Annotated in this window: 11 protein-coding genes; 2 read left to right on the top strand and 9 right to left on the bottom strand. The window is 47.8% G+C overall.

Features of this window, described 5'->3' with window-relative positions; translation table 11 throughout:
• Window positions 1-26 precede the first annotated feature (26 nt).
• The 4 genes from DWZ61_RS14665 to DWZ61_RS14650 form a co-directional block, all read right to left on the bottom strand.
• Window positions 27-866: a carbohydrate ABC transporter permease gene (locus DWZ61_RS14665; protein WP_118539383.1), complete on the bottom strand. Its 840-nt coding sequence runs from the start codon at window positions 864-866 to the stop codon at window positions 27-29.
• Window positions 866-1,708, bottom strand: coding sequence for a sugar ABC transporter permease (locus DWZ61_RS14660; protein WP_118539381.1), 843 nt, complete (start codon window positions 1,706-1,708; stop codon window positions 866-868). The genes DWZ61_RS14665 and DWZ61_RS14660 overlap by 1 nt, the downstream gene beginning before the upstream one ends.
• Window positions 1,709-1,841: 133 nt before the next feature.
• Window positions 1,842-3,260 carry an ABC transporter substrate-binding protein gene (locus DWZ61_RS14655; RefSeq protein ID WP_118539379.1) on the bottom strand — a complete coding sequence of 473 codons (1,419 nt, stop codon included), beginning with the start codon at window positions 3,258-3,260 and terminating at the stop codon, window positions 1,842-1,844.
• A gap of 466 nt (window positions 3,261-3,726) precedes the next feature.
• Window positions 3,727-5,139: an alpha-glucosidase/alpha-galactosidase gene (locus DWZ61_RS14650; protein WP_118539377.1), complete on the bottom strand. Its 1,413-nt coding sequence runs from the start codon at window positions 5,137-5,139 to the stop codon at window positions 3,727-3,729.
• Between the two features lie 260 nt (window positions 5,140-5,399).
• Between DWZ61_RS14650 and DWZ61_RS14645 the strand changes: the two genes are divergently transcribed.
• Window positions 5,400-6,344, top strand: a complete 945-nt coding sequence (locus tag DWZ61_RS14645) for an AraC family transcriptional regulator (protein WP_118539375.1) — start codon at window positions 5,400-5,402, stop codon at window positions 6,342-6,344.
• Between the two features lie 58 nt (window positions 6,345-6,402).
• On the opposite strand, the gene rsmA is transcribed toward DWZ61_RS14645, so the two are convergent.
• From rsmA to DWZ61_RS14620, 5 genes are all read right to left on the bottom strand, one after another.
• A complete protein-coding gene (rsmA, locus tag DWZ61_RS14640) occupies window positions 6,403-7,257 on the bottom strand; it encodes a 16S rRNA (adenine(1518)-N(6)/adenine(1519)-N(6))-dimethyltransferase RsmA (RefSeq protein ID WP_118539373.1) in 855 nt (284 codons plus the stop codon).
• Window positions 7,258-7,268: 11 nt separating this feature from the next.
• Window positions 7,269-8,387: a DHHW family protein gene (locus tag DWZ61_RS14635; protein WP_118539371.1), complete on the bottom strand. Its 1,119-nt coding sequence runs from the start codon at window positions 8,385-8,387 to the stop codon at window positions 7,269-7,271.
• Window positions 8,388-8,407: 20 nt separating this feature from the next.
• The gene (locus DWZ61_RS14630) at window positions 8,408-9,823 is read right to left on the bottom strand and encodes an MBOAT family O-acyltransferase (RefSeq protein ID WP_118539369.1); all 1,416 of its coding nucleotides are present in this window, start codon (window positions 9,821-9,823) and stop codon (window positions 8,408-8,410) included.
• A gap of 16 nt (window positions 9,824-9,839) precedes the next feature.
• Window positions 9,840-10,472 (bottom strand): DUF4358 domain-containing protein, encoded by a 633-nt coding sequence (locus DWZ61_RS14625; protein ID WP_022312431.1) that lies wholly within the window; start codon window positions 10,470-10,472, stop codon window positions 9,840-9,842.
• 105 nt (window positions 10,473-10,577) lie between these two features.
• Entirely contained in the window at window positions 10,578-11,492 is a 915-nt protein-coding gene (locus tag DWZ61_RS14620; protein ID WP_117466394.1) for an AEC family transporter, read from the bottom strand.
• Window positions 11,493-11,714: 222 nt separating this feature from the next.
• Between DWZ61_RS14620 and DWZ61_RS14615 the strand changes: the two genes are divergently transcribed.
• Window positions 11,715-13,268, top strand: a complete 1,554-nt coding sequence (locus DWZ61_RS14615) for an ABC-F family ATP-binding cassette domain-containing protein (protein WP_022312428.1) — start codon at window positions 11,715-11,717, stop codon at window positions 13,266-13,268.
• Window positions 13,269-13,324 lie beyond the last annotated feature (56 nt).

The raw sequence follows: 13,324 nt of genomic DNA, 5'->3' as shown, positions 1-13,324 counted from the left end.
TGAGCCGAATGGCTTATTTTTCACACTTAGCCCTTAACTGCACCGGCTACCACGCCCTCGATAATGTACTTCTGACAGGTCAGATAGAAGACGATAATAGGGATTACGGACAGTACCAGCAGTGCCATCATGGCACCCAGATCCTTTGCACCGTAAGAACCTACCAGGTATTGTACTACAACCGGTATGGTCTTGTAATTAGTACTCAGGCCGATCACCAGATAAGGCAGCAGATAGTCGTTCCAGATCCACATGGCATTCAGAATGGCTACGGTGATGGCTGTGGGCTTCAGGATCGGCATTACGACACCGAAGAAGGTCTGCAAAGGGTTGCATCCGTCGATCATGGCTGCCTCTTCGATGTCCAGTGGAATCGATTTGATGAATCCACAGAACATGAACACGGACAGGCCGGAACCAAATCCCAGATACAGCAGCACCATTCCGGGAGGGTTGTTTAAGTGAGTCATATTCGCCAGCTTAGACATCGTGAACATAACCATCTGGAAAGGTACGATCATGGAAAATACAAACATATAGTACAATATGTTGGTCACACCGGTTTTTACTCTGGTCAGATAGTACGCAGTCATGGAAGTGAACAGAATGATCGCTGCCACGGAAAATACAGTGATAAATGCAGACCACCCGAAAGCTGTGAAAAAACCGGTTTTTTCAATACCATTCACATAGTTGGTCAATCCCACAAAGGTCTCTGCGGTAGGCAGTGCAAACGGATTGTTGCTGATGAACAGTTTTCCCTTAAAGGAGTTGATCAGTACGAAGAAAATAGGTGTCAAAAATGCAACTACCAGCACACACAGGATACAAAAAATGATTACATTGGAAGTTTTTTTCTTAGTCATTATTGCTCTACCTCCTTACGTCTGGTAAGTACCAGCTGTCCCAGGGCAATGACTGCCACTACAATGAAGAACAGTACTGCTTTGGCCTGACCAACACCTTCAAATCCGTTTCTGCCATAGAAGGTATTGTAGATATCCAGAGCCAGCATTGCGGTCTTTTTGCTGGGAGCACCGGCAGTCAGCGCCAGGTTCTGGTCAAAGAGCTTGAAACTGTTGGATACAGTAAGGAACAAACATATAGTAATAGATGGCATAACCATCGGAATTTTCACTTTGAATAATGTCTGTAACGAAGTAGCTCCATCGATCTCTGCTGCTTCGATCAGATCCGTAGGTACATTCTGCAGTCCGGCTACATAAATGATCATCATATAACCGATCATCTGCCAGTTCATCAGGATAACCAATCCCCAGAAACCATAGGTAGGATTAGCTACCAGTGTGGTCTCATATTTCAACAATACCGCATTGATCATCTGCTGCCAGATATAACCCAGGATGATACCACCGATCAGGTTCGGCATGAAGAATACGGTACGGAACAGGTTGGTTCCTTTGATCTTTCTGGTCAGCGCCAGTGCCAGAATGAACGCAAATACATTAATGGTAATGATGGATACAACAGAAAACTTTAAGGTAAAACCGAATGCGTTGACAAAATCTTTGTCCGCAAAAATTTTGATATAATTTTCCAGGCCTACAAATTGTGCATTTGTAATCGTTTTAAATTTGCAAAAGGACAGATATACGCCCATAACAAACGGTATGATAAATGCAAAGGAAAATGCGATCAATGTAGGCAGTACAAAAATGGGAAAATATCGTTTTAATGTCTTTTGCATAAGCCTTCTCCTATTAATTCCTTTTTACATGATATTCCGGGTTTTACAAACACGGGGGCCGTGGTACCACCACCGCCCCTGTGTCTGAAGTTATATAAGATGGATTAAGTTATTGTCTTTTTATTGATGGAGCTTAGTTAGCTGCGGTTGCGGCCTTTTCAGCTGCCCATTCGTCAACTACTTTTGTCTTTACAGCGTCCCAGTCGATGGAACCGGAAGCGTACTCCAGAAGAGCTGCACCGAAGTCATCCTTGAACTGCTGGCTGGGGAAGGAAGTGAAGTTCCATGATACAGATGTCTTGGAGGTATCTGCCATGTAACGAAGAACTTCCTGTGCCAGAGGATCGGTGGGCTTTTCGTCATCGCTAAAGGTGTTGAAAGGAGCGATGAATCCAAGGTCGTTGGTTACTGCTGCCTTACCGGTCTCAGAAGAGAACAGCCACTCAACGAATGCGATAGATGCTGCCTGATCCTCAGCAGAAGCTTCCTTGTTGATGCAGAAGAAGTTCTCAGTACCGGTGCACAGTCCCTGATTCTCTTCACCTTCAACGCCGGTATAAATAGGAAGGAACTTAACATCTTCAGCCTTAACGGTGTTGCCGTCTACGCCATTGATCTGGCTCCATCCCCAGTTACCGTTCTGTACCATTGCTGCCTGGCCCAGAGCGAACTCAGCCATGGAGTCGTCTACAGACTTGCTTCCCAGCAGGCCGGGTGCTGTGCAGGAATTGTTGATGTACAGATCGAAAATGTTCTTGAAGTTATCGGAGTAAGTGAACTCCAGGTTATCGGTATCGGTGATACCCTTGTCCTTGAACTCGTAGTATACAGGGATGTTAGCCAGATGAGTCTGCCATCTCCAGTCTTCACCGGGAGTCAGGGATGTAGAAGCGAATACGCCTTCAATACCCAGTTCATCTTTCTTAGCCTGCATATCTTCTACAACCTCTTTTAACTTGGCGAAGTTGTTGATCTCATCCATGCTTGCTGCCTTAGCACCATCCAGTGCGAAGTACTTCTGCATGATAGCGTCGTTGTAAATGATACCGTAACCCTCTACTACGTAAGGGATTCCGTATACACCACCATCTTCGCCGGTGATTGCCAGGCTCTTATCCATTAACCAGCTGTACAGGTCTGTATCCTTTAAGTCTGCACAGTAGTCTTTCCAGTTCTGATAACCGATAGGTCCGTTGATCTGGAACAGGGTAGGTGCTTCCTTGTTAGCGATCTCAGACATCAGGGTCTGCTCATAAGTACCACTTGCTGCGGTTACAACCTTTACAGGAACACCAGTCTCCTCGGTATATTCCTGAGCCAGCTTCTGCCATACTTCGTCAACTTCAGGTTTGAAGTTCAGATAGTATACAGAGCCTGCTGCCTCTGCGGTCTTCTCTGCGGTCTTCTCTGCCGCCTCGGTAGTTGCTGCTGCGTCCGTCTTGTTGTCGGTAGCAGGGGTGGTTGCTGTTGCATTGTCAGCATTTCCACAACCGGTCAGCATGGAAGCTGCCATTACTGCACAAAGTAAAACACTTGCCAGTTTCTTCTTCATAATCTTACCTCTCCTTTTTTGTTGGAACGGGAACCCTTCATAATTCTTGCTATACTCCCGTCAGGTTGTCGGAAACGGTTTCGGTATTGTTCCCGGTAACGTTTCCGTTGCTGTAATTAGAAAATAGCACATTCACGAACTGGTTGCAAGTGCTTTTCTGTAAATCCCTGGAAGTTTGTATATTGTTCTCAAAATACTTCTCGCAGTTTTGTGCATTTTCACAATGACTTTATAATTCTTCTGCCGCTTATATTCTTTTTTCAAATAATTAACCCCTCGAGCGGACTGTCTCCTACTCGATTTTTATACTTTGCACACCATCTCGCTTAAAAGCTCGATGATGTACATTCGCCAGGTACAGATTCTTGTGCAAACACAAATCTGTACCTGGCTCATCGTATACACAAAAAGAGGTGCCGCCTCATCCTTCTGCAGCACCTCCCGGGTTCTTTTTTCTATTTTATTTTTACAGATACTTTTTCCAGCCTTCCGGCAGATATTTTGCCGTGCTGCGGAGCATATCCCTTACCAGCTCTTCCACCTGTTCTCTGGAAGCTCTTCCTTTCACCTGCGGATCCTCCAGGAATGCTTCCACCACCAGATCAAAATCACACAGAATAGCTGCTTTCAGAATCCGCTCATGGTTTGCCACATGGGGATCCACCAGCTCCTTGATCTGCTCCGGAAGCTCTCCGGCATACAACGGGCGGATGGCATCTCTCTCGAATACCGCATTGGTCTCTACAACCGCACTTTCCGGCAGATTGGCAATCTGATGTCCGGTATTGGGAATATTGACATTGCTGATCTTGCGGGTCAGTCCGCAGAGTGCCTTGATCAGCTGGATACCTTCCTCCCCGGTAGGCTTCAACTCGATCTCTTCCTCACCGGCTGCCAGTCTCGCGCTCTTTGCCAGACGTTCCTGCAGATCCTTCTTTCTCCAGTCTACGGTAGTCAGACCGAATTTCCATCTCTTTACCGTCTCGGGATCTTTCAGGTAACTGTCACCCACACCGGGCATGAATTCCACCAGATGCCTGTCGCCTGCTGCTGCGATCAGACCATATTTGCGGAACAGATCAAATTTCACAATATGGGCACACTCGAAAGTAGAGTTCGCCCAGTTTTTATCTGCTTCTTTGTAGCCGTCTTCCTTATGCTCCTCGGTATATTTCCGGTAAATGGGGAACAGATCGATTCCCTTATAGGAAGCATAGTCAAACCAGGTGAAATGGTTGATACCCAGTACATTGATCTGAATATCCTCACGTTTCACATCCTTAAGCCCCATGGTCTCTTCCAGAATACCCTTTAACACTTTCTGGGTACCGAATACTTCATGGCAGCATCCAAAAGCTTTGATCTCCGGAAAAACATAGTACAAAGTCTTCACGCACAGGGACATGGGGTTGGTGTAATTAATGACCCAGGCTTTCGGTGCATATGCCCTGATGGCCTGTGCGATCTCCACATACATGGGAATTGTACGCAGTGCTCTCATGGCACCGCCGGGGCCTGCGGTATCTCCTACAGACTGATAGATTCCCAGTCGTTCCGGCATATGTACATCCACAGCCATCTCATCAAAAGTTCCCGGCAGAATAGAGATCACGATGAAATCCGCACCGGTCAATGCGGACTGTAAGCTGTCAGAAACAGTATAGTTCCATTTGCCCACCACATCCTCTCTTGCAGAAAGTCTGTTGCCGATGATCTCATTGTGTTTTGCCGCCTCCGCATCAATATCATACAGGCGGATGGTTCCGGACAGTTCTTCATCCATGGCCAGATCCGTCATAAATGTCCATGCCCATCCTCTGGAACCACCGCCAATATAGGCGATCTGTAAATCTTTTACCTTTCCGTCTGCATACTCCATTTTTGTATCCTCCTTATGTGTTTCCGGTCCTTGGGATCCTCTGCTCCATCGGCCCGTACTGCCTTCTCTATATTGCACATTATAGCCTATGGCTGTATAATAATCTTGCTATTATTTGCGTATTTTTTTCCATTTTCGTACTATATTGACTTTTGTTTTTATACAAGTCCATAGATTTGTAATATAGCCTGCGCATACTGTTTTTCAGAATGCAGTCTAATATAGCACTAATATAGCATAGGAAAAAGGAGATCACTATTATGTTTGAAACAGGGGATTTTCAGACACCGGCTCCACCGGAATCAGGCGTTGCGGACAATGCTGTTGCTTCGACGCCTCAGGATCACTGGCTCTATAATGAGCTTGTAGACGGATTCCACATCGACCGTGTTGTACGGGACTATAATTATTCCATGGATATCCGTCACATTCACGAAGAATACGAGATTTATTATCTTTTAGAGGGGGAACGGTATTATTTTATCAACCAGCAGACCTATCTGGTCACCCCGGGAACGCTGGTCTTCATTGACAAGGAGCAGATCCACCGCACCGGTATGGCTTCCGCCGGACCACATCACGACCGGATCGTTTTAGGAATCATGGAAGAGCCTTTTTCTACCTTTCTGGCATCTTTCGGAGGATTGCAGCTGCAGAGTTTTTTCACGGAGCAGGGCAGTATTCTGACACTGCCAGAAGAAATGCGCCCCTATATCCAGTCTCTGTTGCAGGACATTGCCTCTGAGCTGATCCACAAAAAGCCCGGCTATCTTCTGGCCGCCATGACGAAGCTGGCAGAATTTTTCATTGCCGTGCTGCGCTTGCAGCCCGAGGGTCCCGTTGTCTCATCCCCGGCCAGACATTCGAACCCGAAATATCAAAAGGTCGATGAAGTGGCGCACTATATTGTAGAACATTGTACTGAGCGGATCTCTCTGGAGGATCTCGCTGGGCGGTTCTATATCAACAAATTTTACCTGAGCCGTATTTTCAAAGAAGTCACCAGTTTCACCATCAACGATTACCTGAATGTCAACCGCATCAAAAAAGCCCACCGGCTCCTTCTGGAAACAGATGACAGCATCACTTCCATTGCGGAACAGTTGGGCTATGAAAATATTACTTATTTTGAACGGGTGTTTAAAAAATACCGGAATATGACACCGTTAAAATACCGGAATTATTATCGGTCGGAGACGGAGTGACCTATGAATCTGCAGCTGTCTGAACGTATACTCCTTGTCTGCTTCATGATAAGTCGCTCTACAACAGATCACTCAGTCGTGCAAACTGCTCCAGTGTCAGTGCCTCACCTCTTACGGTAGGGGACAGGCTCATCTGTGCCAGGGCTGCTGCCGCGGATTCCTTGGTGATGCCTGGGAGGCCCGCATTTCCCAGACCGTTCACCAGGGTCTTACGGCGCTGGTTGAAGGAAGCCCGGATCAGGGCGAACATCTTCTTCTCATCCTTCACCTGTACCGGCGGTTCTTCGTAGCGGGTCAGGCGGATGACCGCACTGCCCACATTCGGTCTCGGGATGAAGCAGTTGGGCGGTACATTCGCCACGATTTCCGGCTTTGCATAATACTGCACCGCCAGAGACAGGGCGCCGTAATCCTTCGTGCCGGGGCCTACCTGCATACGGTCCGCCACTTCCTTCTGCACCATGATGGTGATGCTCTTCAGCGGCACACGGCTCTCGAATAAGCCCATGATGATCGGTGTCGTTATGTAATAGGGCAGGTTTGCCACCACCTTGATGGGGTGTCCTCCGTTTTTCTCTTCCACCAGCCGGTTAATGTCCACTTTCAGGATATCGTCATTGATGACCGTGACGTTATCATAATCCTGTAATGTCTCTTCCAGAATAGGGATCAGTGCCTTGTCGATCTCCACGGCCACCACGCTGCCCGCGCGCTCCGCAAGATACTGGGTCATGGTACCGATGCCCGGCCCGATCTCCAGCACGCAGTCCTCCTTCGTGATCTCCGCAGAAGAAATAATCCGGTCCAGAACCGTCGTGTCTATAAGAAAGTTCTGTCCGAATTTTTTTTGAAAATTGAAATGGTACTTCTGCAGTACCGCAATGGTATTCTGGGGAATGCCCAAATAAGCCATAATAAGCCTCCTTAATAATACTTAAAATCCTCTAAAAAATGAATACAATCATACAACACCAGCACATCCATTCCCTGTTCCGGTTCATACTGCTCCATCAGTTGGAACAGTTTCCCGTTAAAATACCGCAGATCCACCACGTAGATATTCTCATAATGGGCCGTGAGCAGCGGAATCAGGCTGTTGGCATAAGAATCCTTGATGACAAACAGCGTCTTACCGGGATTGTATCCCGTATGAATCTCAATAAATGCATGATTGTCATTCAGGAAAAATCCATACTGGTTCTTGGTATCCAGATAATCCGGTGCATACAGAGAATCAGCCGTGTCCGCAAAATCATACGTCACCGATACTGCTTTTTTCTCCGTCTCCGGGAAATACTGTATGCTATCCTTCGTCCAGTCCACATTGATACGGGACTGCAGGGTTCCCTGAAAATTCTCCGACACCGTCTTCATGCCGTTTACGTCATACGGGTAGGGGAAACGTCCCACACTGTCCGCCCAGGCCAGAAAACCGTAATATGCCCCCAGACTGGTCCAATGATGATCCGTGCGATAGTAGATGGGTTCCTGTGCGTGCTCCTGCAAAGCATGATACACATCTATATAGTGATCTTCTCCGATGGAGTCCTGTACTTTCATAAGCAGTCGTTCCTCGTCATAATAGGGTGCAAATGCCGGCAGTTTATCCGTGAGAATATTGTCCGCCGTCGGCACCAGCATCACCTTGGCATCCCAGTGGTTCACCAGTTTTGTCAACGATGCCACACGGGAGTTCTCCATCTGTTCCGTGTATTCCCCGGGATCGTTCACTCCGATCAGATAATGATCCGCTCCCAGATAGACCCCATTGATCTCTTTTTTCCGGAAACGGATATCTGCCCCGGTCTTAAGTCCTACCCATTTATCCCGTCCTACAAACTGGTCGGACATGTATTCCTCATAAGCATCCCCGTATTCTCCCGTGAAAAGACTCTCCCAGGAAAAGGCAGGGCGGGAAGCCAGCACTCGGTTCTCCGCTTCCGAATATACTCTGTCACTGTTCCACAGATCTGCCACTCCCAGAACCAGAAGTACCGCACAGACCAGTCCGATGGTCAACAGCGAATTTCTTTTATCATCCATATGCGGTTCCTCCTTCCCGGTCAGAATCGAAAATACAAAAAGGGATTATACGACGCATCCACAATATACGCCACCGACAGAAGCAGCAGTACTGCCGGAATCACCTTTTCTCCCAACCGGTACAGTGCCATGGCGGGGCCTGTCTTACTGCTTTTCAAAGCATGCACCAGTCTGCTGCCCAACGGAAGACATGCCACCAATGCGATCACCAGAAGCACCAGATACTCATTGCACAAAAACATTGCCAGCGAATTCACCGGCCCTATTCCGTTCATTCCGAACATAGCCTGGAGATAAGCCAGGATCTCTCCGGGACTTTCCAGTGCAAAAAACACCCAACTGATCAGTACTACCGCCAACGTATAGATCCTGCCGAACACCTTGGGCACACTTTCCAGAATATCTCCTAAGAATAATTTCTCCAGGATCAGGAAAAATGCAAACCACAGCCCCCAGAACAGGAAATTCCATCCTGCACCGTGCCAGATACCGGTCAGCACCCATACCACCAGAATATTAAACAGCTGTCTCGGCAGCCCCTTGCGATTGCCGCCCATCGGAATATACACATACTCCTTGAACCAGGTACTCAGAGAAATATGCCATCTGTGCCAGAAATCTTTTACCGAAGCAGCAATGTATGGATAATTGAAGTTCTCCGGAAAATGGAAGCCCAAGACTGCCCCCAATCCGATCGCCATGTCGGAATAACCCGAAAAATCAAAGTAAATCTGGAGTGCAAACGCTGCGATTCCCAGCCATGCCATCAGAATACTCATCTGCTCATTTCCCAGTTCCGTTACCTGTTTCCACAAAAGTCCCAGGTTATTGGCCAGCAGTACTTTTTTGGCCAGTCCTGTCACGAATCGTTTTACCCCGTAACTGATGGCATCCAGATCGGTCCGCCTGTCCTGCAGATACCGCTCCACCTGATGATACTTTAAGATGGGCCCGGCGATCAGCTGCGGGAACATGGTCACATAGACACCGAACTGCAGAATATTACGCTGCGCTTTTGTATCCCCCCGGTACACATCGATCACGTAAGACATGGTCTGGAACGTATAAAAGGAAATTCCGATGGGCAGCGGAAGCTTTAACAGCGGAATTGATGTTCCAAATACTGTATTCACCGTCTGTAGCAGGAAATCAGCATATTTAAAAAATCCCAGGATAAAAAGATTGATGCCAATGGAACATAGCAAAAAGATCCTGGAGTGATCCTTCCCTCTGTATTCTTCGATCAGCCTTCCCCACACATAATCGGATATGGTAGAAAAAAGCATGAGGAAAATATAGACGGGCTCTCCCCAGGCATAAAAGACCAGGCTCCCCAGGAAGAGAACCAGATTCTTCATCTTCCGGGGAACCAGGAAATAGCAGATCATAAAAATCGGCAAAAACCGAAAAAGAAACAATACACTGCTGAATACCATTCACTCTACTCCGTATTTACTCCAGAGTCTGTCTGATAGCCTCCAGGGCAAGTTCATTCTGCTCCTGACAGTAAGTGATCACGGCCTCATCGCCCTGTTCTTCCACAGAGGAAGTGTCCGCACCCAACTGTACAAAGCATACATAATCGCCTATCCGTTCCACTCGGGATGCCTGAATCTTGCCCAGATTCATGGGATACTGCATCGTGTCATTCACCAGACTGTCACGGTAGGCGTTCAATGCATTTTCTACCTCTTCTACCTTACCATCTTTTGCATGAATAATCAATAAAGTATCTACATTGGCGCTGATCATGGGTGCCTCTCCCAGGTAGGCATCATAGAGCTCCGCACTGACACCGTAGGTCTCGTTCAGCATTTCCCCGGGTATCTCGGAATCCGGCCAGTAATTGTCTCCCAGCGCATCCGTAACTGCCTTTTTTGCACTCTGTAACGCTTTCGCAGCGTCCTTCGGATTCTGTGCAGCGGTTGTACTACCGGCCTCGCCGGTCTCCTGTCCCGCTGCGGTGCTCTCCATGGTGGACTGCTGGTTGTCTGATGCAGCACCGTTATTATCCTTACCTCCGCAGGCGGTCATAGAAAGTGCCAGAGCACTCATAAGTAACATACATGCTAATTTCTTTTTCATAAAATCTCTCCTCGTTTTGCAGGGATATTTCCCATGTTCAGTTGCAGTATCCCCTTTTTGGGGATCCCTATTCTATCAGACGACAATCCGGTAGAAAAAGTTTCATTAAATTTTCAACAGCCAGAACAGAAACGGCATTGTAGCTACGGACAGCACAGTGGTCAGCGCCACGCCCTTAGAGGTCAGCCGGTAATCACCGTCATATTGCTGCGCCAGCATGACTGTCATGCTGCCGACAGGTGTGGCCGTCATGACCAGACAGACACCCAGAAACATGGGGTCTGTAATGAAAAAACGCAGTCCCCACAGAAGCAGTGCCGGCATAAGCAGCAGCTTCACAACAGAAAAGAGCAGCAGCCGCACATCCGTAAACAGATCCTTTAACCGGATCTGTGCCAGCGAATCACCGATTACCAGCATACTTAATGGTCCGGTGACAGCTCCGATCCGGGTGGCAGTATCTTTGAAGACCATCGGAACCGGAAGATTACTGATATACAGGGTCACTGCAATGAGGCAGGAGATCACCCCCACATTCATCAGCTGCTTCCAGTTCAGCTTTTCCCGCTGTCCGGAGGTCTTCATCCTGTTAATGCCATAGGTATAGATCAGCACACTGTAAAGCAGATTAAAAATTGCAGCATGGATCACTGCTTCACCGCCGTACATGGCATCCAGCAGAGGATAGCCCATAAAACCAATATTGGCGAAGATCGTCATGACCTGATAAGAACCATAATCTTCTCTGTCTGCCCGAAGCAGTCTCGGAATCAGCTCTGCAATCACAAACATGATAGCAAAAAAGATCAGCGCCACAGCCAGCGTAACCAACAATGCCGCCTTATTTTCCAATGTTTCAGGATTCATGCCGGAGGCAATGATCAGCGCCGGATTGCCGATATTAATGACGATACCGGAGATCATCTTGCCGGTATTTTCCCCGAATACTCCGACCTTTCTGCAGATGTACCCGATCAGCATGATCAGGAAAAAAATCACCATTTGTTGAAGTAAAAGCACACGCTGCCTTCTTTCTGTATTTAATCAGGAAATAGTAACTATTCAGAACCCCATTCGCAAAACCGCGTACATCATAGCACATATGTGCTCTTTTTCACAACAAAAATTTATTGTTTTCCACCCTTTTTGCTTTCTTTCTTTACAAAACTACGGACAGTACGCTATACTTGCAAAGGACTATTGATGGAAACGACGCTGCAAAGCAGCAGAATGTGAGGAAATATGAGCATATTAAACGTAGAACACCTGACCCACGGATTTGGAGACCGTGCTATTTTTAACGATGTATCGTTTCGCCTGCTGAAGGGGGAACATATCGGTCTCATCGGTGCCAACGGCGAGGGAAAATCTACCTTTATGAATATTATCACCGGTAAACTGATGCCGGATGAGGGCAAAGTGGAATGGGCGAAGAATGTCCGCGTCGGCTATCTGGACCAGCATACAGTGCTGACCCCCGGTATGACGATCCGTCAGGTACTGGCTTCCGCTTTTGATTTCTTATACGATATGGAAGCACAGATGAATGAAATCTGTGACAAAATGGGAGATGCCACCTCGGAAGAACTGGAACAGTACATGGAAGACCTGGGAACAATCCAGGATCTGCTGACTATGCATGATTTCTATATGATCGATGCCAAAGTGGAGGAAGTGGCAAGAGCTCTGGGACTGATGGATATCGGCCTGGACCGTGATGTGACAGAGTTGTCAGGTGGTCAGCGTACCAAAGTTCTGCTGGGCAAACTTCTGTTGGAAAAGCCCGATATTCTGCTGCTGGATGAGCCGACCAACTATCTGGATGCGGAACATATCGAATGGCTCAAGCGTTATCTGAATGAATATGAGAACGCATTTATCCTGATCAGCCATGACATTCCCTTCCTGAACAGTGTCATCAACCTGATCTATCACATGGACAATCAGGAGCTGACCCGCTATGTGGGCGATTACGACAAGTTCCAGGAAGTCTATGCCATGAAGAAATCCCAGCTGGAGGCCGCATATAATCGTCAGCAGAAGGAGATCGCCGATTTGAGGGATTTCGTAGCAAGAAACAAGGCCCGTGTATCCACCCGTAACATGGCCATGTCCCGCCAGAAGAAGCTGGATAAGATGGATGTCATCGAGCTGGCTGCGGAGAAGCCGAAGCCTGAATTCTCTTTCAAGGAGGGCCGCACCACTGGTCGTATCATTTTCGAGACAAAGGATCTGATCATCGGTTATGACGAGCCGCTGTCCAAGCCCCTGAATCTGTCCATGGAACGTGGCGAGAAGGTAGCGCTGATCGGTGCCAACGGTATCGGTAAGACCACACTGTTGAAGAGCATTCTGGGACTGATCCCGCCTCTATCCGGCGAAGTGGAACAGGGGGATTATCTGGAGATCGGTTATTTCGAGCAGGAAATGTCCGGTTCCGGTGACAACAGCTGTATCGAAGAGATCTGGCAGGAATTTCCCGCGTTTACCCAGTATGAGGTGCGTTCCGCCCTGGCCAGATGCGGTCTGACCACAAAGCATATTGAGAGCCGCGTAAAGGTACTCAGCGGTGGTGAGCAGGCAAAGGTAAGACTCTGCAAGCTCATGAACCGTGCCACGAATGTTCTGTTACTGGACGAGCCAACGAACCATCTGGATGTGGATGCCAAAGACGAGCTGAAACGGGCACTGAAAGAATACAAGGGAAGTATTCTCATGGTCTGCCATGAGCCGGAATTCTACGATGGCCTGGCTACCCAGGTCTGGGATCTGTCCCAGTGGACCACAAAGCTGTAAATAGAAAGTTAGTAAAGAAATGCTATCAAATCCCCGTAGCCCTTGGCAGGGTATAA

This window comes from Clostridium sp. AF34-10BH, from assembly GCF_003478095.1.
In the GTDB taxonomy this organism is placed as follows: Bacteria; Bacillota; Clostridia; order Lachnospirales; family Lachnospiraceae; genus Acetatifactor; species Acetatifactor acetigignens.
This window is presented reverse-complemented; position numbering and strand designations above follow the sequence as displayed.